Origin of the sequence: Streptomyces sp. cf386 (assembly GCF_900103585.1) — a bacterium.
GTDB lineage: Bacteria > Actinomycetota > Actinomycetes > Streptomycetales > Streptomycetaceae > Streptomyces.
Genome location: NZ_FNHV01000005.1, coordinates 426786 through 447779 on the forward strand (window position 1 = coordinate 426786; position 20994 = coordinate 447779).

The 20994-nt window shown below is 71.3% G+C and carries 10 protein-coding genes and 1 pseudogene; 5 read left to right on the forward strand and 6 right to left on the reverse strand.

The genetic code is table 11. From position 1 onward, the window contains the following. Positions 1-56: 56 nt before the first annotated feature. Both BLU79_RS15820 and hutH read right to left on the reverse strand, forming a co-directional pair. Positions 57-7394, reverse strand: a complete 7338-nt coding sequence (locus BLU79_RS15820) for a type I polyketide synthase (protein ID WP_256333323.1) — start codon at positions 7392-7394, stop codon at positions 57-59. Further along, positions 7391-8947 (reverse strand): histidine ammonia-lyase, encoded by a 1557-nt coding sequence (gene hutH, locus BLU79_RS15825; protein ID WP_093906380.1) that lies wholly within the window; start codon positions 8945-8947, stop codon positions 7391-7393. The genes BLU79_RS15820 and hutH overlap by 4 nt, the downstream gene beginning before the upstream one ends. Positions 8948-9282: 335 nt before the next feature. Here hutH and BLU79_RS15830 point away from each other — a divergent pair, with 335 nt between their 5' ends. After that, positions 9283-10542, forward strand: a complete 1260-nt coding sequence (locus BLU79_RS15830) for a cytochrome P450 (protein ID WP_093906381.1) — start codon at positions 9283-9285, stop codon at positions 10540-10542. 143 nt (positions 10543-10685) lie between these two features. Here BLU79_RS15830 and BLU79_RS15835 read toward each other — a convergent pair whose 3' ends face one another. Continuing rightward, entirely contained in the window at positions 10686-12035 is a 1350-nt protein-coding gene (locus BLU79_RS15835; RefSeq protein WP_093906382.1) for an MFS transporter, read from the reverse strand. A 208-nt stretch (positions 12036-12243) separates the two neighbouring features. Here BLU79_RS15835 and BLU79_RS15840 point away from each other — a divergent pair, with 208 nt between their 5' ends. From BLU79_RS15840 to BLU79_RS15855, 4 genes are all read left to right on the forward strand, one after another. Next, on the forward strand, positions 12244-13341 hold the full coding sequence (locus BLU79_RS15840) for a class I adenylate-forming enzyme family protein (RefSeq protein ID WP_093906383.1): 1098 nt from the start codon (positions 12244-12246) through the stop codon (positions 13339-13341). Next, entirely contained in the window at positions 13341-14720 is a 1380-nt protein-coding gene (locus BLU79_RS15845) for an aldehyde dehydrogenase family protein (RefSeq protein WP_093906384.1), read from the forward strand. The genes BLU79_RS15840 and BLU79_RS15845 overlap by 1 nt, the downstream gene beginning before the upstream one ends. A 72-nt stretch (positions 14721-14792) precedes the next feature. Next, positions 14793-16217, forward strand: coding sequence for an aldehyde dehydrogenase family protein (locus tag BLU79_RS15850; protein ID WP_256333324.1), 1425 nt, complete (start codon positions 14793-14795; stop codon positions 16215-16217). A 58-nt stretch (positions 16218-16275) separates the two neighbouring features. Next, positions 16276-17331: a 3-oxoacyl-ACP synthase III family protein gene (locus BLU79_RS15855; protein WP_093906385.1), complete on the forward strand. Its 1056-nt coding sequence runs from the start codon at positions 16276-16278 to the stop codon at positions 17329-17331. A gap of 116 nt (positions 17332-17447) precedes the next feature. Here BLU79_RS15855 and BLU79_RS15860 read toward each other — a convergent pair whose 3' ends face one another. The 3 genes and pseudogenes from BLU79_RS15860 to BLU79_RS15870 all read right to left on the reverse strand — a co-directional run. Then, positions 17448-19175, reverse strand: coding sequence for a 3-hydroxyacyl-CoA dehydrogenase family protein (locus tag BLU79_RS15860; protein WP_093906386.1), 1728 nt, complete (start codon positions 19173-19175; stop codon positions 17448-17450). Next, positions 19172-20527, reverse strand: a complete 1356-nt coding sequence (gene ccrA / locus BLU79_RS15865) for a crotonyl-CoA carboxylase/reductase (protein ID WP_093906387.1) — start codon at positions 20525-20527, stop codon at positions 19172-19174. The genes BLU79_RS15860 and ccrA overlap by 4 nt, the downstream gene beginning before the upstream one ends. A 103-nt stretch (positions 20528-20630) precedes the next feature. Next, positions 20631-20951: pseudogene (locus BLU79_RS15870) on the reverse strand (MFS transporter); the annotation flags it as partial. Positions 20952-20994 lie beyond the last annotated feature (43 nt).

A 20994-nucleotide genomic window follows, 5' to 3' on the forward strand; every position in this document is an offset into this window, starting at 1 on the left:
TTGGTTTCAGTGCATGGGTTTCTGGATGACGACGGCCTGATCCGGCCGGGTTCCGGTCAGGCTTCAGCCGGGGCGGTCAGCGCCCGGTGGAGGTGGTCGGCCAGGGCCTGTGGCGCAGGATGGTCGAACACGAGCGTGGCGGGCAGCCGCAGTCCGGTCAGGGCGCTGAGACGGTTGCGCAGTTCCACCGCGGTCAGGGAGTCCAGCCCGGACTCGTGCAGGCTCCGATCCGGCGGCAGAGCTTCGGCGTCGCGGTGACCGAGCAGTTCGGCGGCGGCCGCGCGCACCTCGGCCAGCAGTCGTTCGGCCCGCTCGGCCGGTGCCAGTTCGCACAGTTGGACGGCGGGTGCGGAGGCGGCCGGTCCAGCAGGCACGAGACCGCGCAGCAGCGCGGGTGCCCCTCGGGTCCGCAGTTTGCCGAGGTCGAACCTGGCGAGGGTGAGGACGGTGTCGTCCTGCCGCAGCGCCGCGTCGAACAGGGCCAGCGCGAACGCGGTGGGCATGGGCACGGTGGAGTCGGGGAGGGTGCCGTCCCGGTCGGCCTCGCGCAGCACGCCGGTCATGCCGGACGCCTCCTCCCACAGGCCCCACGCCTGGGACTGCGCGGGCAGCCCGTCGGCCCTGCGGCGCTCGGCGAGCGCGTCCAGGAACCCGTTGGCTGCCGCGTAGTTCCCCTGCCCCGGACTGCCCAGCACGCCGGCCAGCGAGGAGAACAGCACGAAGGCGGCCAACTCGGAGTCCTTGGTCAGCTCGTGCAGGTTCAAGGTGCCGTCGACCTTGGGGCGCAGCACATGCTCCACCTGGTCGGCGGTCATTCCGGTCACCACCCCGTCCGAGAGCACCCCGGCCGCGTGCACCACAGCGACCAACGGGTGCCCGGCGGGCACGAGGTCGAGGGCGGCGGCGAGGCCGTCCCGGTCGGCGACGTCGCAGGCGGCGACGGCGACCTCCGCGCCCAAGCCCCTCAACTCCACGACGAGCGGGTCGTCGTCCCGCGCGCCGCTGCGGCTGGTGAGCAGGAGACTGCGGACCCCGTACTCGCTCACCAGGTGCCGCGCCACCAGCGACCCGAGCGTGCCGGTGCCGCCGGTGATCAGCACCGTGCCGCCGCTGAGGTCCGGTCGGGGGTTCCGCCCCGGCATCGCACGCTCCAGTTCCGGTGCCTGCAGCCGTCCCGCGCTGATCCGCACGTGCGGCCGTCCGGCGGCCACCGCATCGGCCAGCCGTACGGAGGACCGGGACGCTCCGTCCATCGCGTCCGTCTCGACCAGCAGGAACCGTCCGGGGTGCTCGGACTGCGCCGACCGCACCAGGCCGCGCGCCGCCGCATGAGCCAGGTCGTCGCTGCGGGTCAGCACGACGAGCGGGACGTCGGCCGGGTGGTCGGCCGCCAGCCAGTGCTGGAGGTGGGACAGCGTCTCCAGCGTCGCTGCCCGGACGTCGTCGGGCGCAGGGGTGCAGATGACCGCGTCGGCATCGGCGAGATCGACCAGGTCGGCGGTCACACCGAGATGGTCCGTACCCACCAACGCCCAATTCGGTGCGGGTGCCGCCACCGGGTCGGCGAGTTCGGTCCACCGCATCCGGTACACCGAATCCGTCGGCAGCGCGCCCGTCAGCTCGCGCAGGGCCACCATCCGGATGCCGAGCGTTCCTCGGAAGAACGGCTCGCCGTCAGCGGTGGTGAGGGTCACGGTGAACCCGTCCCGGCCGCCGGGCGCCAGGTGGGCGTACGCCTGGGTGGTGTGCCTGTCGCCGGCCCACACGTCGTGCCAGACGAACGGCAGCCCGACGTGGCCGTCCGGGCGCTGTTCGGTCACGGCAAGAGCGTGCAGGGCGGCGTCACCGAGCACGGGATGCAGTCCGGGGCCGACGAACCCGCCGGGTGCCTCCTCGGGCAGGCGCAGCTCGGCGAACAGTTCCTCGCCTCGCCGCCACAGCCTGCGTACGGCCCTGAACGCCGGACCGTACTCGTAGCCGCGCTCGGCCAACGACGCGTAGTCGACGTCGATCTCCTCGGCGCCGGTCGGGGGCATCGCCCCGGCGAACGGCTCCTCGCCGGTCTCGTCGCCGGTGTCGTGGATCGTGCCCTGCGCGTGACGTCGCCACGGGCTGCCGGGCTGTTCCGGCCTGCTGAACACCTCGACCGTGCGCCGGCCCGGGTCCGCCACGACTTGAAGCTCCGCCGTGCCCTGCTGGGACAGTGCCAGTGGCGCCTCGATGACCAGCTCACCGATTCCGGTGCCACCTGTGCCGTGCGCGGCGCGCAGCGCGAGGTCCAGCAGCGCGGTGCCGGGCAGGATGCAGGTCCCGTTCACGCCGTGGTCGACCAGCCACGGCTGCTCGACCGGCGAGATGCGGCCGGCGGCCACGAACTCACCGCTGCGGGCGGACTCGACGAACGTACCGAGCAGCGGGTGGCCGGTGCTCGGCGCCTTGGCCGAGGTGATTGTCCTGAGCCAGAACCGCCGCCGCTGAAACGGCGTGGTCGGCAGGGGGATCGGCCGCCCTGTGCCCCTGCCGGTGCCGGTGGAAAGGTGCACGCCGTCCGTCCCCCGCGTGTACAGCTCTGCGGCGGACATCAGGAACCGTGCCGGGCCGCCGTCGTCGCGGCGCAGGGTTCCGGTGACCACCCCGGTGGTGCCGCTCTCCTCCAGCGTCTGCTCGATCGCGGAGGTCAGCACCGGGTGCGAGCTGGACTCCACGAAGGCCCGGAAGCCCTGGTCGACGAGATGCTCGACGGCCGGTTGGAACAGCACGGGCTGCCGGAGGTTGCGATACCAGTACGGGCCGGTCAGCGTGGCCTCGCCGACCCAGTCCAGGTCCACAGTGGAATACATCGGCACCGAAGGCCTGGTGGTGCGCACCTCCCCCAGCCGGGCCACCAACTCCTCGCGCAGGGGCTCCATCTTCGGGCAGTGCGAGGCCACGTCGACGCGGATACGGCGGGCGTGCACGCCGTCCATCGCGCACTCGGCGAGCAGCCCGTTGACGGCCAGGTCGTCACCGGCGACGACGGTGGTGGACGGACCGTTGAGCGCGGCGATCCAGAGCTGGTCCGGCCAGCGCTCCAGCAGCCAGTCGAGCTGTGTGCGCGACGCGGTCACCGACGCCATGCCGGCGCTGACGCCGAGCTCGGCGATGACCTGGCTGCGCACCACGACGACGCGGGCGGCCTCCTCCAACGACAACGCACCCGCGACGCAGGCCGCGGCCACCTCACCCATGGAGTGGCCGAGCACCACGTCGGGTTCGACGCCGCGAGAGCGCCACAGGGCGGCCAGCGACACCATCACCGAGAACAGCGCGGGATGGATGACCTCCAGCCGTTCCAGCCGGTCGGCGTCGCCTGCCAGCACCTCGGTGAGCGACCAGTCCACGTGGGGTTTGAGCGCCCGTTCGCAGGCATGGATGGATTCGGCGAACACCGGCTCGCCCATCAGTCCGGCCGCCATGCCCACCCACTGCGTGCCTTGTCCCGGGAAGACGAACGCCACCTTGCCGTCCACACCGGCTGCTCCGGATGCCCCGGACACTCCGGAGACGACGTTCTGCGCCGGTTTCCCGTCGGCGACGGCCCGCAGCCCGGCCAGCAGCTCTTCGCGGTCGCCGCCGACCACGACGGCACGGTGGGTGAAGCGGGCACGGGACACCGTGAGCGAGTGCGCGAGGTCCACCGGTGCGATGTCCTCGGCCACGGGGAGCAGTCGGGCCGCCCAGTCCCGTAGGCGTTCGGGTGTCTTGCCGGACAACGTCCATGCGACGACGGGCGACTCGGGGGCGGACGGCTCGGGGGCGGACGTCGGTGCGGGTTCCTCCGGTGGTGCCTCCAGGATCAGGTGCGCGTTGGTGCCGCTGACCCCGAAGGAGGAGACGGCCGCGCGCGCCGGCCGGTCCCGTTCCGGCCACGGCATGGTCTCGGTGAGCAGCCGGACGTCCCCCGCCGCCCAGTCGACGTGCGGTGACGGCTCGTCGACGTGCAGGGTCTTCGGCAGGGTGCGGTGCAGCATGGCCTGTACGACCTTGATCACGCCGCCGACCCCGGCCGCGGCCTGGGTGTGCCCGATGTTGGACTTCAGCGAGCCCAGCCAGAGCGGGGTGTCACGGTCCTGCCCGTAGGTGGCCAGCAGCGCGCCCGCCTCGATCGGGTCGCCGAGCCGGGTGCCGGTGCCGTGCGCCTCGACCGCGTCCACGTCGGACGGTGTGAGGCCGGCGTCCCGCAGGGCGAGCCGGATCACCTGCTGCTGTGCCGTCCCGCTCGGCGCCGTCAGGCCGTTGGACGCCCCGTCCTGGTTAACCGCGGAACCCCGGATCACGGCCAGCACCGGGTGTCCTGCGCGGCGGGCGGCGGACAGTCGTTCCAGCACCACCATCCCGACGCCCTCGGCCCAGCCGGTGCCGTCCGCCGTCGCGGCGAACGCCTTGCTCCGCCCGTCCTCGGCCAGTGCGCCCTGTCTGCTGTACTCCACGAACGTCTGCGGCGTCGCCATGACGGCCACCCCACCGGCCAGCGCGAGCTCGCACTCGCCCCGGCGGATCGACTGTGCCGCGAGGTGGATGGACACCAGGGACGAGGAACAGGCGGTGTCGACGGTGAGGGCGGGACCGCGCAGCCCCAGCACATAGGAGATCCGCCCGGAGGCGGCGGCGCCGACCGTGCCCGTGCCGATGTAGCCCTCCAGTTCGCGGGGCACCCGGTCGGGATCGGTGACGTAGTCGTGGTGGATCAGCCCCGCGTACACCCCGACCCGCTCACCGCGCAGGGACGTCGGGTCGATGCCGGCGCGCTCCAGCGCTTCCCAGGAGGTCTCCAGGAGAAGCCGGTGCTGCGGGTCCATCGCCAGCGCCTCACGCGGCGAGATCCCGAAGAACTCGGGGTCGAAGTCGGCCATTTCGCGCAGGAACCCGCCCCGCCGGGTGCGCGAGGTGCCGCTGCGGTCGGGGTCGGGGTCGAAGAGTCGGTCGAGGTCCCAGCCCCGGTCGTCGGGGAACTCGGAGGTGGCGTCGACCTCGTCGGCCAGCAGCCGCCACAGGTCGTCGGGGGAGGCGACCCCGCCGGGGTAGCGGCAGCCGATCCCCACGAGCACCACGGGATCGTCGTCGGTACCGCTCGCTGCGTCGGTCGTGGCCTGCGGCTCGGGTGAACCGGTGAGTTCGATCTGCAGATACCCGGCGATCGCGCGCACCGAGGGGTGGTCGAACACGAGCGTCGTGGGCAGGCGCAGCCCCGTGGCGGCGGCGATACGGTCCCGCAGCCGGACCGCGTCCACCGAAGTGAGCCCGTACTCGCGCAGAGCCCGATCCGGCTCGATGGCACCGGTCTCCCCCAGTACCTCGGTGACCTCGCCCAAGACGAGGTCGACGAGCCGCCTGCCGAGGTCGGTCCCGGTGATCCCGGCCAGGTCCACTCTGGTCGGCAGCCGGTCCGGTGCGGTGGCCGACGTCGACCGCACGGCCGCGACCAGCGTGCTGCCGGGCCGGCTCAGCGCGACGTCCACGGCGTTGCGGATCCGGTGGTCGGTCAACCCCTCCGCCAGCACCAGGGTGGTGGGAGCGGACCCGGCGACGGTGATCGTCACGGTGGAGCCGGTGACCGTGACGGTGACAGTGGCGCCGTGCTCCGTGCCGGGCATGCCCACACGCCACGCCTCGTGGCCGGCCACGAGGTGACGGGCGATCAGGTCCGCGAGTTCCCCGGTGTCTCCCGCCAGGACCACCTCGCGGCCGGCCAGCGAACCGGCCCCGACGGGCAGTTCGGCGCCGGGGAGCGGGGCCAACTCACCGCCCGCGCCCATGAGATGCAGGCCGGCTGGGGAGCCGGCGACCGCGAGGAGTCGGCCGGGCAGCTCGGTCAGCGCCTTGCGCGCGATCTTGCCCGTGCCCGTCCTCGGCAGTGCGGGCAGGGCGCGGACCTCCACCGGCACCTTGAAGTAGGCGAGGTCCCGGCGGCAGCGCGCGAACAGTTCCGCGCAGTCGACGCCGTCGGGTTGGGGCACCACCAGCGCCACCGGGACCTGGCCGAACTCCTCGTCCGCCAGCCCGGTCACAGCGGCCTCGCGCACACCGGGCACCCGGGCGAGCACGGCCTCGATCTCGGTGGGGTGCACGTTCTCCCCGCCCCGGATGATCACGTCGTTGCGCCGTCCGGTGATCCAGAGGTAGCCGGCGTCGCTCTGGCGGGCGAGGTCGCCGGTGCGGTACCAGCCGTCGCGGAGCACTTCCGCGGTGGCCTCCGGCAGGTTGTGGTAACCCAGCATCACGTTCGGACCGCTGACCCAGACCTCGCCCTCCTCGCCGGTCGGTACCTCGACGCCGGTGTCCGGGTCCACCACGCGCAGGCTCAGTCCGGGCACCGGCTGACCGCACGAGCCGGGCACCCGCTCGCCGTCCGGCCGCATGGCGGTCATCGTCCCGCTCGTCTCGGTGCTGCCGTAGCTGTCGGTGAGCCGGACACCGAAGGCGGCTTCGAACGCCTCGGCGAGCGCGGGCGTGCTGACCGCGCCCGCGATGAAGCACACGCGCAGCGCGGGCAGCGTGAGCCCTTCCGCACCGGCGGCATGGACCAGGTTGTGGTAGACCGTCGGCACGCCGACCAGGAAGGTGTAGGGCCGCGAGCGCAGTTCGTCGAGCACCTCGGTGGCGGAGAACCCCGTGACCAGATGCGCGGTGGCGCCGACCGCGGTCACGCCGATCACGCACAGGTGGTGGCCGAGGGTGTGGAACAGCGGCAACGGCCACAACAGCGTGTCCGCGGAGGACAGTTCGACGGTCGGGACATAGCAGTTGGCGACGTTCCAGAGCGCGGCGCGCAGCGTGGACAGCACGCCTTTGGGGCGGCCCGTGGTTCCCGAGGTGTAGAGCAGGAAGGCCGGTTCCTCCAGACCGAGGTCGTCGCGTGCCGGGACGGCCGGCTCGCGCGTGGCCAGGTCCTCGTACGACAGGGTGTCCGGGCAGTCGCCGACGACAACGAGGTGCCGTGGTCCGGCCGGGAGTACCGCGCGCACCTGGTCGACGTGCGCGGCGTCGGTGATCACCGCTTGGGCATCGCTGTCGGTGAGCATGTGCCGCAGTTCCGCGTCGGAGGAGTGCGGGCTGACCGGCACGCCGACGCAGCCGGCGCGATTGACGCCCAGGTAGCTCTCCACCATCTCGACGCGGTTGCCCAGCAGGATCGCCACCCGCGCGCCGCGGGGCAGGCCGAGGGCGACCAGGTGTCCGCCGAGCCGGGCCGTACGCCGTTCCAGTTCCCTGTACGTCACCGCCCGGCGCTCGTCGGAGTACGCGACCTTGGTCCCGCGCAGTGCCGCGTGCGTGCGCAGCAGTTCGGGCAACGGGCGGATCAGGTCGGCACCGGGTGTCGCGGACATGCCTGCCTCTTCTCGCGGTTCGGTCATGAGAGGGCTCCCGTCACCGACTCGACCGCGGCGAGAACGGTGCCTGAGCCGACGAGTTCGACGGTGTTGTCGATCTCGGGCGCCAGGTACCGGTCCGGGCCGGGACCGGGTGCGCCGGAGGACCTCAGCAGCGCCACGACGGCACCGGTGGCGGCGGACGGCGTCAATGGGGCGCGTAAGTCGAGCGCGCGGGCGGCAGTGAGGATCTCGATGGCGACGACCCGGGTGAGGCCGTCGACGGCACGCCGCAGTTTGCGGGCGGCGCCCCATCCCATGGACACGTGGTCCTCCGCCATCGCGCTGGAGGGTATGGAATCGACCGACGCGGGTGCCGCGAGGCGCTTGAGCTCGGAGACGATCGCGGCCTGGGTGTACTGGGCGATCATGTAACCGCTGTCCACACCGGGGTCGTCGGCGAGGAACGCCGGCAGGCCGTGGTTGCGGGCGACGTCCAGGAACCGGTCGGTTCGGCGTTCGCTGATCGAGGCGACGTCCGCGGTCGCGATGGCCAGGAAGTCGAGCGCGTAGGCGACGGGTGCGCCATGGAAGTTGCCGTTCGACGCCACCCGTCCGTCGCTGTGGAGCACGGCCGGGTTGTCGACGGCCGAGGCCAACTCGCGGCCGGCCACCGCGGCGGCGTGCTCGACGGTGTCGCGTGCGGCGCCGTGGACCTGGGGCGTACACCGAAGCGAGTAGGCGTCCTGTACGCGCTTGCAGTCCGGCCCGCGATGGGAGGCGACGACACCGGAACCTGCCATGATCGCGACGAGGTTGGCCGCGGAGGCGGCCTGACCGGGGTGGGGCTTGAGTGCCTGGAGCTCGGGCGCGAACGCCCTGTCGGTCCCGAGGAGTGCTTCGACGGACATGGCGGCGGCGATGTCCAGAGCCTTGAGTAGCCGCCGCAAGTCGGTGATGGCGAGGACGAGTTGGGCCAGCATGCCGTCGGTGCCGTTGATGAGGGCGAGGCCCTCCTTCTCGTGCAGCTCGACCGGGCTGAGGCCGGCGGCGGTGAGCGCCTCGGCAGCGGGCATGAGGGCACCCGACGCGTCGCGCACCTCTCCCTCGCCCATCAACGCCAGCGCGCAATGGGACAGCGGTGCCAGGTCGCCGGAGCAGCCGAGCGACCCGTACTCGCGCACCACCGGCGTGATCCCGGCCGACAGCATGGCGGCGAGCCGCTCCGCGGTCTCGACTCGCACGCCCGTGTGCCCGGTCGCCAGCGTCGAGAGCCGCAACAGCATCATTCCGCGTACGACTTCCCGCTCGACCTCCTGCCCGGAGCCGGCGGCGTGGGAACGGACCAGGGAACGCTGTAACTGAGCCCGCTGCTCCGGCTGGATGTGCTGAGTCGCCAGGGCGCCGAATCCGGTCGAGATCCCGTACGACGGTGTCGACGCGGCGGCGAGTTCCTCCACCACGGACCGGCCCTTCTCCAACGCCGAGAACGCGTCGTCACCGAGGCAGACCGTCGCGCCTTCGCGTGCGACAGCGGCCACGTGGACGAAGGAGAGCGGACCGGTCCCGACGGTCACGGTCTGGCACGGCGTACCCATCAGGCGGCCGCGTCCGCATCGGCGTCAAGGGAGGCGAAATCCCACGTGAGTTGTGTGTTCAAGGCGTGTCTTCCTATCCAGCTGGACGGAGAACTTGCTACCGGGCCGCTAAAAGGAGATGACCTTGAACATTTGAATGTCATCCCTCTGTGCCGCAGTACGGCACGGGTGGAGGCGGAGCGCGGACGGGCGCGGGCACGCTCGGGCTGCGAAATCCCGGAGCAGTCACCGGAGTTGACCTGCCGACAGATCCGACGGGCCGTCATATCGCCCGTGGTTCGCGATCACCATCACACCGAACACACCGCACGAAGACGGCTGAGAGGAAGAGCAACATGACCAGTCGGCCCGAGGAAGCGCCGGTCGAGGACGTCCAGCCGCGGTACAGGCCGTATACGGCCAAGACCGAGGAGCCCTGGGAGGAACTCGCACACGACCGGGCCCGCTGCCCCGTCGCCCGCAACGCCGAGCTGGACGCGGTGCAGATCACCACCTACGAGGGAGTCAAGGAGGTGCTGGCCGGACACCAGGCGTGGTCCAGCGCGCTCGGCAACATCTGGCCGCTGAAGGAGCCGTTGCCGCCCGAGGAGCAGGTGCTCGGCTGGGCCGACCCGCCGCGCCACACCCGCCAGCGGAAACTGCTGGTCAAGGCGTTGTCGGCGTCCCGTATCCAGCACATGCGCGCTTTCAGCGAACGTCTCGCGGACGACATCATCGACGATCTCTGCGAACAGCGATCCTTCGAGATGTACGAGGATTTCGCGGAGCGGATGGCCGCCGGTCACGTCTGTGAGCTGCTGGGCATACCGGAGAGCGACCGCGACGATTACGCGCGGGCGGCGAAGCGGATGGAAGAGCTGGTCACGACCACCATGGACGGTCGCGCAGAAGGCGGCTACGGCACCGAGCTCAACGAGTGGCTGGACCACCTCGGCGGGATGATCCGGGCGAAGCGGGCTGCCGGTCCCGGCAGCGACGACCTGATCACCCAGCTCTCCTTCGCCCAGGTGGACGGCGACTACTTCGAGGTGGGCGAGATCGCGCGAATGATCCAGCTGCTGAATGTGGCGGGGATCGGCACGACGATCGGGGCGATCGGCAACACCGCCTACCTGCTGGACCGGTATCCCGAGCAGAAGGCCCGGTTCCTGTCCGACATCGAGGGGCTGTCACGCTCCCTGGCAGCGGAGTCACTGAGGTTCGAGTCACCCATCTCGGGGCTGTGGCGCACCTGTGCCGAGCCGACCAGGATCGGGGACCTCGATGTCGAGCCGGGTGAGAAGGCCTTCGCCGTCATCAGCGCCGCGAATCACGATCCGCTGGTCTTCGACGACCGGCCGGACGAGTTCATCATCGAGCGCGACTGGGCGAACCTGCCTATGAACCTGCCGTTCGGCCAGGGAATCCACTTCTGCGTCGGTATGAACCTGTCCCTGCTGGAGATGCAGGTCGCCGCCACGAAGCTGTACCAGCGGCTGCCCAACCTCCGGGTCAGGCCCGGCTTCCGGCCCGAACTCCTGCCGGGGGCGGTGCTGCGTCGTTTCGAGACACTGGAGATGGTCTTCGATGCCCCGGCCCTGCCGAGGACGACCTGACATCGGGCCGGCCTGTGCCTCTGAACGGCCCCTCGCCCGTGGACGGACGGACGGGCCCGTGGATGGCCAAGACGGACACGACAGAACCGCCCGGCGTGCCTCAGCGCACGGCGGGCGGTTCGCGGTCTCCGGGGCGAGGGATGTCAGACGCTGAAATCCTCGTCACGGGTCTCGGGCAGGGCCAGCACGCAGCCCAGACTGACCAGGCACAGCACACCGGCGTAGAGGCCGAGGACGAGCGGCGACTGCCAGTGCGAGGTCAGCCAGGTGGCGACCAGTGGGGCGAAGCCGCCGCCGAGGGTGACGGCGAGGATGAAGGTCGCCGAGGCTCCGGTGTAGCGCAGCCGGGCCGGGAACAGCTCCGGCAGGAACGCGGCCATGGGCACGAACATCATGCTGAACAGCACGAGCCCGATGGTGAAGGCCCCGGCGATCAGTACGCCGTTGCCGGTCTGCAGTGAGCCGAACATCGGCAGGGCCCACAGCGCGCACCCCGCCGCGCCGGTCAGCATCACCGGGCGTCTGCCGACCCGGTCGGCCATGATCGCCAGCGGCATGGTGACGACCACGTCGGCCGCGGCGGCGATGCTCGTGGCGGCCAGCATCGTGGGCTGCGGGATACCGAGGGCGGTGGGCCCGTAGGAGAGGCTGTAGACGGTCGCCAGGTAGTAGACCGAGGAACCGCCGATCGCCGCGCCCATGCCGAGGAGCAGTCTGCCTGGGTACTCCTTGACCAGGGCGCCGAGCGGGAAGCGGGGCGGCGCGGCGGCGCCGGTGGACCGCTCGTCGAAGATGGGGGACTCGGCGATCCGGGACCGGACCCAGAGGCCGACGGCGATCAGGACGGTGCTCAGCAGGAACGGGATGCGCCAGGCCCATTCGGCGAAGCCGTCCTTGCCCGCGATCGCCAGCGTCGGCAGGATCACGGCGCTGGACAGCAGGAAGCCGAGCGGCGGGCCGGCCTGCGGGATGGACGCGTACAGCGCGCGGCGCCCGGGAGGCGCGTGCTCGGCCGCCAGCAACACCGCGCCGCCCCACTCGCCGCCCATGCTGACGCCCTGCAGCAGGCGCAGGACGACCAGGAGCACGGGGGCGACGAAACCGGCGGTCTCGTACGTGGGCAGCAGTCCGACGCCGACCGTGGACACGCCCATCAGGAGCAGGGAGAGGAAGAGGGCGCGCTTGCGGCCGACCCGGTCGCCGATGCCGCCGAACACCAGCACGCCGAGCGGGCGGGCCAGGAACGCGGCGGCGACGGTGAGGAAGGCGGCCAGCGTGGACAACGTGGCGTTGCCGGAGGGGAAGAAGGCCGGGCCGAGCACGAGGGCGGCGGCCGTGCCGTACACGGCGAAGTCGTAGTACTCGATGATCGTGCCGACGAGGCTCGCTACAGCGACCCGCGACGCGGTGGATTTCTGTGCGGCAGCGGTCGTGCTCGTTGGGCTCGTTGGGCTGACGCCGACCGGTGAGGTGTCGCTGGTGGTCTCGGACATGGAGCGGCTCGCCTCCGATCAGGCCCGGATGCTCAGTGATCCAGGACACACGGTGGGGGGACTGAGCGGGGACTGTAGTGCTCCGGCCACCGCTGGCAGGTTCCGCGTGCCACCCACCGGCACACGCCCTTCGCCAACCACCCCTCTGCGCACTGCAATTGACGACACCGAGCGCGGCCCGCAGGAGCAGCGAGACACCGGAGGCTTCATGGTCCACGACATCGACACCGTTCTCGACACGCCGACCGGGGACGGTGTCGACCCGGGCGAGTTCATCAGGGCGGCGATGCGATGGCACTTCGACCGCAGGACCGGATCACCGTTCTGGTTGGCGCGGGCGAGGACACTCGATTTCGACCCGCTGACCGATGTGAAGGGCGTCGATGATCTGGCGTTGTTCCCGAACGTGTGCGACGAGCTGCGCGACGTACGCGTCGAGGATCTCGTGCCACGCGGGTACGGCGACAAGCCGGACGTCTGCGGGTTCTTCGAGAGCGGCGGCACCACCGGCCGGCCCAAGCGAGTCGTTCTCCTGCGGGACTGGTTCCTCAAGTCGCAGGAATGGCTCAGCTCCAGCCTGGACGCGCACGGTGTGCCCAGGGGCGTCAACTGGCTGACGCTGCTGCCCAGCGGGCCGCACATGGCCGGCTACGCGTATCCGCGGCTCGCGAGGGACCGTGGCGGCCACGCGTTCCCGATCGACATGGACCCGCGCTGGGTCAAGCAACTCATCGCCTCGGGCCGCGCCGAGGATGCCCGCGCCTACGCCGGCCATCTGCTGGAGCAGGCCCGGTACCTGTTACGCAGTCAGGAGGTGGGCGTCCTCGCCGTCACGCCGCCGGTGCTCGAACGCATCGCCGTCGACGACGAGTTGACCGAGCTGGTACGGAAGAAGGTCAAGGCGATCGTCTGGGCCGGCGCGCACATGGACGCCAGTACTCGCGACCTGCTCGGGGGCGAGGTCTTCCCCGGACTCGCCCTCATCGGCTTCTTCGGCAGCACGATGATGCTGCACAGTTGCAGCCCACGGGTCACCGAGGACGCCGGCGAGTCCGTCTTCGACCCGCCGGCGCCGTTCATCACCTTCCGGGTCGTCGACCCGGACAGCAGGAAACAGGTCGACCACGGCGCCCGTGGCCGGGTGGTGGTCAACCACGTCAGCCGGAGCTTCCTGCTGCCCAACAACCTCGACCGCGACGAGGCCACCCGTGTGCGGGGGCCGCGCCGACAGGTGGGCGATTCCCTGGCGGATGTGACTCCGGTCCAGGTCTTCGACGGCGAGGCCGTGATCGAGGGGGTCTACTGATGAGCGTCAAGAGCGACCTCGTCCGGCTCGACGCGCTGGGCCCCGGCGGCGCGTACCGGTCGAGGAACATCCAGACCGTCAAGGACATCCATGGTGCGCCGTTCGCCGAACTGAGCCTGGTTCCCCCGCTCTTCGTCGCCAGGACGATGTCGGCGCTGCGCAAGGCCGACCCGCTGCCGCTGGAACAGCGCCTGGACGCCGTCGCCAGGGCGGGCAGGGCCTTCGCCACCGAGACCGTCGCAGGCCTGTCCCCCGAGGAATACCAGCACGCGGTATGCCGGGTGTCGGGCCTGCCCTGGGTCACAACGGAGATGGCCCTCGCATACACCGTGCAGTACACGGATCGCGCGTACCTCAGCTCCCAGCAGGCCCGTCCCACCGGCGCGGTCAACGACTGGCGCGACCCGCGCACCCGGCACGGCAGCGGAGTGTGGGCCCGTCGCGGCGATGTGTTCGCCGTCCACGCCCCCGGCAACACCCCGAGCGCCCACACCCTGTGGTTGCAGTCCCTCGCCCTGGGCTATCGGGTGGCGGTACGCCCGTCGAGCCGCGAACCCTTCAGCCCGCACCGGTGGATCACCGCACTGCGCGACGCAGGCTTCGGCCCCGACCAGGTCGCCCTGCTGCCGACCGACCACGCCACGGCCGACGAGGTCGTGCGGGGCGCGGACCTGGCGATGGTGTACGGCGACGACGAGGTGGTGCGCACGTACTCCTCGATGGCGACGGTGCTGCCGCAGGGTCCGGGGCGGTCGAAGTTCCTCGTCACCAAGGACGCCGACTGGACGGCGTATCTGGACACCATCGTCTCCTCGGTCAGTGCCCACGGCGGAGCCGCCTGCATCAACACCACCACGGTGTTCGTCGAGGGCGACCCGGCGCCGGTGGCGCGGGCGATCGCCGAGCGGCTCTCCGTGCTGCCCAGCCTGCCGCCGCAGGACCCCAAGGCGGTGCTGCCCGTGAAGCCGATCGACGAGGCCCGCCGGATCGAGCAGTACCTGCTGGCCAAGGCCGCCGGCACCACCCCGTGGCTGGGCGGCGACGGGTTCGTCGACGACCTCGGGGACGGCACCGCGGTGCTGCGCCCCGCCGTGCACCAGGTGGCCCGTCCGGATGCCCCGCAGACCCGCATCGAGCAGCGCTTTCCCTGCGTGTGGGTGGCGCCGTGGAGCCCGGAGGCCGGGGTCGGGCCGCTCAGGGACACCGTGGTGCTCACTGCCGTCACCGACGACGAGACGCTGGTGGACCGGCTCATCGACGAGCCCAGCATCGCCAACGTCTACCTCGGCGACCACCCGACGTACTGGCTTCCCCCCGGCATCCCGCACGACGACTACCTCGAATCGTTCCTGATGCGCACGAAGGCCTGCATCCGCTGATCCGACCGCTCGAAGGAAGTCGCCGCGCCGCGCGGCCGTGAGGCACGCCCACTCACCAGGGAAGTGACGTCAGTGATCCACCCGGAACCCACCCATCGCATGCTCATCGGCGGCCGGCTCGTCGGTGCCGACGGCGACCTGCTGGACGTGCTGAATCCCGCCACCGAGGAGATCGTCGGCCGCGTCCCCGACGCCACCGACGCCCAGTTGGATGCCGCCGTCTCGGCCGCCCAACGTGCCTTCGCCACCTGGCGCACCACGCCTGTGGACGAGCGCCGTGCCGTGCTGGCCGCCTGCGCGTCAGCGGTCCGCGAGCACGCCGAGGAACTGGCCGTCCTGCTCACCACCGAGCAGGGCAAGCCGCTGGCCGACGCGCGCGTCGAGGTCATGACCTTCGCCGACTGGCTCGACGCGCACGCCGCCATGGAGTACCCCGACGACGAGGTCACCGAGACCGAGACCCATCGCATCCGGGTGCGCCGCGTACCGCTCGGCGTCGTCGCCGGCATCGTGCCGTGGAACTACCCGGTCGTCCTGGCCGCCAAGAAGATCGGCCCGGCGCTGCTCGCCGGCAACACCATCGTGGTCAAGCCCTCGCCGTACACACCGCTCACCACGCTGCGCGTCGGCGAGTTGCTGGCCGACGTCGTACCCGCCGGGGTCATCAACGTCGTCAGCGGTGGCGACAGTCTCGGCCCGAGACTCACCGAGCATCCCGGCATCCGCAAGATCGCCTTCGTCGGCTCCACCGCGACCGGCCGCAAGGTCATGGCCTCCGCCGCCCGCACCCTCTCCCGCGTCACCCTGGAACTCGGCGGCAACGACGCCGCGATCGTGCTGCCCGACGTGGACGTGGACGAGGTCGCGCCGAGGGTCTTCTGGACGTGCTTCGCCAACGGCGGCCAGCTCTGCATCGCCGCCAAACGGGTCTACGTCCACGAGGACGTCTACGACGCGTTCGCGCAGCGGTTCGCCGGGCTCGCACGGTCCGTCAAGGTCGGCAACGGTCTGGAGGACGGCGTCCAGCTGGGTCCGCTCCAGAACCGCGCGCAGTACGAGAAGGTCGTCGGCCTGATCAAGGAGACCGTGGGCTGCGGCGCCAAGCTGCTGGTCGAGGGCGCGATCCCGGACGGCCCCGGCTACTTCGTGCATCCGACCGTGGTGGACGACCCCGCCGACGACTCGGCGATCGTCACCCAGGAGCCGTTCGGCCCGGTCGTCCCCCTGCTGCGGTTCCGGGACGTCGACGATGTCGTCCGCCGCGCCAACGACTCCGAGTACGGCCTCGCCGGCACCGTCTGGAGCCGCGACGCCGCGGCGGCCGAGGAACTGGCCGCGCGGATCGAGGTCGGCACCGTCTGGATCAACCAGGAGGCGATACCGACCCCGGACCTGCCCTTCGGCGGCCACAAGGCCTCCGGACTGGGCGTCGAGAACGGCCTGGAAGGCGTGCTGGAGCACACCAACACCCAGGTGCTGTCCGTCCGTAAGGAATGAGCCCATGGACGGGTCCCGCGTTCAAGATCCACTGCCTGAGGCGCTTGGGAGGACCGCGATGACGGCATACCCCTACGACCGCCCCGCGGGCGGGACCGTGTACGCACCCGCCGTGGGCGCACTGGGCATCCTGGGCACCGGCTCGTACCTCCCCGAACAGGTCGTCACCAACGAGACCGTGGCGGAGCGGGCCGGGGTCACCGCCGAGTGGATCGAGCGGAAGACCGGGGTCGTCGAGCGGCGGTACGCCGCCGACCACGAGGCGGCCTCCGACCTGGCGTCCGAGGCCGCGGCACGCGCCCTGGCCGACGCGGGGGCCGGGCCGGACGACGTGGCGTGGATCGTCGTGGCCACCTCCACCCCCGACCACCCCCAGCCGGCCACCGCCGCGTTCGTGCAGCACCGGCTGGGCGCCCGGCGCGCCGCCGCGTTCGACGTCAACGCCGTGTGTGCCGGGTTCGTCGCCGCGCTGCACACCGGGGCCCGGCTGCTGGCCGCGCCCGAGGCGGACGGTGGCCACAGACTGGCGCTGGTCGTCGGCACCGAGGTGTACTCGCGGATCCTCGACCCGGGCGACCGCAGGACGGCGCCGCTGTTCGGCGACGGCGCTGGCGCCGTGGTGGTCGGGCCGGTGCGCGAGGGCCGCGGCTTCGTCGGCACCGGGATGCGAACCGACGGACATCTGCACGACCTGATCGGTGTCCCCGCGGGCGGCAGCCGGGCGCCCGCATCGGAGAAGACCCTGGCCCAGGGCGACCACTTCTTCCGCATGCAAGGGCGTGCGGTACGGCAGTTCGTGGAGCGGGAGCTGCCGGAGGCGGTCGCTGGCACCCTCGACGCGTTCGGGGTGGCGGCCGGGGACGTGGCGCACTTCGTGCCGCACCAGGCCAACGGGGAGATGCTGCGGTCGGTCGGCGGGCGGCTCGGACTGGACGCGGCCCGCACCCATCTGCCGGTGGACCGGCACGGCAACACCGGCGGCGCGTCCGTCCCGCTGGCACTGGACCACGCACGGCGCGGCCCCGACGGCCCGGCCGACGACGAGCTGGTGCTGCTCGCCGGGTTCGGCGGGGGCATGACGGTGGGGACGACGCTGCTGCGCTGGGGCCGCTGAGCCCCGCGGCCCGGCCGCGCGCCTGGACGCCGAGCACCTCAGCCTGATGGCCGCCCCGTTGCGGGGCGGCCATTTGCAGGTCGTAGCGGTGTTCGGTCATTCCTGCCCGGAAATCGTCAACGGCCCGCGGTGCGGAAGCCCTTGCCGTTCTTGCGGCCCAGTGCGCCGCCGGCGACGAGGCCTTCCAGGAGGAGGGCCGGCTTCTGCTCCGGCTGGGCGAGTTGGTCGTACAGGCGGTGCTGAATGGCCAGCGCGACGTCCAGACCGATCGTGTCGAGGAGTGCGAAGGGGCCCATGGGGTAGCCGTAGCCGTTCTGGATGGCGGCATCCGTGGCGTCGATGTCGGTGCCGGGCCGTTGCAGCAGATCGACCGCCGCGCCGAGGTAGGGGAAGAGAAGGCAGTTGACTATGAAGCCGGCGCGGTCGGGGCAGGTGACGGTGGTCTTCCCCAGGCCGGCGGCGAAGGCCCGGGCGCCGTCGAACACGTCGTCAGAGGTGGTTTCGGTGCGGACCAGTTCGACGAGTCGCAGTACGGGCGCCGGGTTGAAGAAGTGCATGCCGACGACATCGGCGGGCCGTCCGGTGGCTTCCGCGCAGACGGTCACGGACAGGCTGGACGTGGTGGTCGCCAGGATGGCCTCCGGTTTGGCCGTCGTGCCGAGCCGGGTGAAGAGGAGACGCTTGACGTCGAGGTCTTCCGCCACCGCTTCGACGATCAGATCGCAGTCCGCGGCCGCTTCCACGTCCGTGGCAGGGGTGAGCAGCGGCAGCGCAGCGGCCTTCTGCTCGGGGGTGATCCTGCCGCGGCGGACAGCGCGGGTCAGGGACTCCGAGAGCGCCGCGAGGGCGGCTTCGGCCTTCTCCGGGCCGCGCGCCACCAGCACGGTGGGATGACCTGCGGTCGCCGTCACCTCTGCGATACCGCGGGCCATGACGCCGGAGCCCAGGACGGCGACCGTACGCACCGGGCGGCGGACGGTGGGGTGGTCCACGGGACCGTCTGGGGTGTGCCGGCCCTCGCTGTCGTAGGTGTGGAAGCCCTCGCCGGTCTTGCGTCCCAGGCGGCCGGAGTCGACCAGGCGGGTCAGCATCGGGGCGGGGGTGAGGGAGGCGTCGCCCGTCCGCCGGTGCAGTCCCGTCAGGGTCGCGTGGGCCGTGTCCAGTCCGATGGTGTCCAGCAGTTGCAGCGGTCCGGTCGGCAGACCGCAGCCGAGTCGCATCGCCGTGTCGATGTCGTCGCGGGTGGAATGACCGGCGTCGAGAAAGGCCACGGACTGGTTCAGGTAGGCCATCACGAGTGCGGTGGCGTCCGCTGCCGGTCCGGCGCCGATCTCGACCCGTGTCAGGCCCAGTTCGGCGATCAGCGAGTCGACGGCGCTCGTGGTGGACGGGGAGGTCAGGGCGGTGGGTGCCGGCTCCACCGTGCCTCCGGGGCCGGGTGGGACGAGGAAGCGCAGCCCCGAGACCATCTCCGGTCGGCCGGACGCGATGGCGAGGTGCGCGACGGAGAGGGCGGAGGTCGTCGTGAGTACCGGGGCCTGCGAGACCTCGCCGACACGGCGTAATACGTCCGTCTTGACGGCCAGGTCGTCGGATACGGCCTCGATCACCACGGTGGCGTCCGCGAGGGCGGCCACATCGTCCGTGAGGACGACTGACTCCGCCTCCCCCGCGGTAACCGCCTTGAGGCGGTCGCCGACCCGTGCGAGTGCGTCGAGGTCGGTGTCGACGGCCACGATGCGATGGCCTGCCTGGTGGGCCAGACGCAGGAATGCCTCGCCGACCGTGCCGAGGCCGACGATGCCGGTGAGGGGGCGCGGATCGGTGGTCGGATCGGTCGTCATATCGTTCCTCGCACCTTCTGCTCGCGGAAGCGATTGATGGCGTCGATGTGCTTGGCGCGCAGTTCGTGGTCGCGCACGCCGAGGCCCTCCTGCGGGGCCAGGCAGAGGATGCCGACCTTGCCCTGGTGGAGGTTGGCGTGGACCTCGTACGCCGCCTGCCCGGCCTGCTCCAGTGGGTAGACCTTCGACAGGGTCGGGTGAATTCTGCCCTTGGCGATGAGCCGGTTGGCTTCCCAGGCCTCGCGGTAGTTGGCGAAGTGCGAGCCGACGATGCGCTTCAGCGACATCCACAGGTAGCGGTTGTCGTACTCGTGCATGAATCCGGAAGTGGACGCGCAGGTGACGATGGTGCCGCCCTTGCGCGTGACGTAGACCGAGGCGCCGAACGTCTCCCGGCCCGGGTGCTCGAAGACGATGTCGACGTCCTCGCCGCCGGTGAGCTCCCGGATGTGCTTGCCGAACCGCTTCCACTCCTTGGGGTCCTGGGTGTTCTCGTCCTTCCAGAACCGGTAGCCCTCGGCGTTCCGGTCGATGACCGCTTCGGCTCCCAGGGAGTGGCAGATGGCCGCCTTTTGCGGCGACGACACCACACAGACGGGGTTCGCCCCGCCGGCGAGCGCCAGCTGGGTGGCGTACGAACCGAGCCCGCCGCTCGCACCCCAGATCAGGACGTTGTCGCCCTGCTTCAGCTGCGCGCCGTTGCGGGAGACCAGCTGCCGGTAGGCCGTCGAGTTCACCAGCCCCGGAGCGGCGGACTCCTCCCAGGTGAGGTGCTCCGGCTTGGGCATCAGCTGGTTGGACTTCACCAGCGCCAGCTCGGCGAGGCCGCCGAAGTTGGTCTCGAAGCCCCAGATGCGCTGCTCAGGATCGAGCATCGTGTCGTCGTGGCCGTCGGGGCTCTCCAGCTCGACGGACAGACAGTGCGCGACGACCCGGTCGCCCGCGCGCCACCGGTTCACGCCGGGCCCGGTGCGCAACACCACTCCCGCCAGGTCGGATCCCAGCACGTGGTAGGGCTGGTCGTGACGCTTGGCCTGCTCACTGAGGCGGCCGTAGCGCTCCAGGAAGCCGAAGGTCGGCAGGGGTTCGAAGATCGAGGACCACACCGTGTTGTAGTTGATCGCACTCGCCATCACGGCGATCAGGGCCTCGCCGGGCCCGGGCTCCGGCGTCGGGACCTCCTGCACCAGCAGGGACTTGCGAGGGTCCTTCTCCTTCGAGTCCATGCCGTCGAACATCGAAGTGTCCTTCCGGCGCACCACGTTGCCCCGGTAGCACTCCGGCAGACGCAGAGCCGTCACGTCTCGCGATGTGACCTCCTCCGAGAGGAGAGCGCCGATGATCTCATCCATATGCCATCCCTGCCGTCCTGGGATTGAGAACTTGCTACCGGGCCGCTTCCAGGAGATGACCTTGAACATTCACGCGTCATCCCTCCGTGCCGCAGAACGGCACGACGATCGCCAGGGTGGTGGGCAGCACCGCGGCGGCGCCCAGCCGGGCGAAGGCCTGACCGACCCACACGACCTGGACCGACTGCGCGCACAGCGCGATCAGCGCACCAGGGCGCTAAAGGCCAGGCCCGCCTGGTAGACCCTCTTGCGGCCGTGGACGTCGCCGAAGACAGCGGCGGTCAGGATGAGGGCGGCCATCGGCAGGACGAACGCGTCCTGCACCCAGGACAGTTGCGAGGTCGATGTGTCCAGCGCCCCCCTGGATCGCGGGCGGACTCACCGCGACGGCAGTCACCGGCAGATAGGCGACGAAGACCCCCAGTCAGGCCATGGCGAGCGTGACCGCCCGCCTCTCCTTCGGCGCG

Excerpts from the sequence above, each read along its gene's own strand:
- BLU79_RS15845 (WP_093906384.1), top strand. The coding sequence starts at position 13,341 with ATGAGCGTCAAGAGCGACCTCGTCCGGCTCGACGCGCTGGGCCCCGGC.
- BLU79_RS15860 (WP_093906386.1), bottom strand. The coding sequence starts at position 19,175 with ATGACGACCGATCCGACCACCGATCCGCGCCCCCTCACCGGCATCGTC.
- BLU79_RS15855 (WP_093906385.1), top strand. The coding sequence starts at position 16,276 with ATGACGGCATACCCCTACGACCGCCCCGCGGGCGGGACCGTGTACGCA.
- hutH (WP_093906380.1), bottom strand. The coding sequence starts at position 8,947 with ATGGGTACGCCGTGCCAGACCGTGACCGTCGGGACCGGTCCGCTCTCC.
- BLU79_RS15830 (WP_093906381.1), top strand. The coding sequence starts at position 9,283 with ATGACCAGTCGGCCCGAGGAAGCGCCGGTCGAGGACGTCCAGCCGCGG.
- BLU79_RS15820 (WP_256333323.1), bottom strand. The coding sequence starts at position 7,394 with ATGACCGAACCGCGAGAAGAGGCAGGCATGTCCGCGACACCCGGTGCC.
- BLU79_RS15835 (WP_093906382.1), bottom strand. The coding sequence starts at position 12,035 with ATGTCCGAGACCACCAGCGACACCTCACCGGTCGGCGTCAGCCCAACG.
- ccrA (WP_093906387.1), bottom strand. The coding sequence starts at position 20,527 with ATGGATGAGATCATCGGCGCTCTCCTCTCGGAGGAGGTCACATCGCGA.
- BLU79_RS15840 (WP_093906383.1), top strand. The coding sequence starts at position 12,244 with ATGGTCCACGACATCGACACCGTTCTCGACACGCCGACCGGGGACGGT.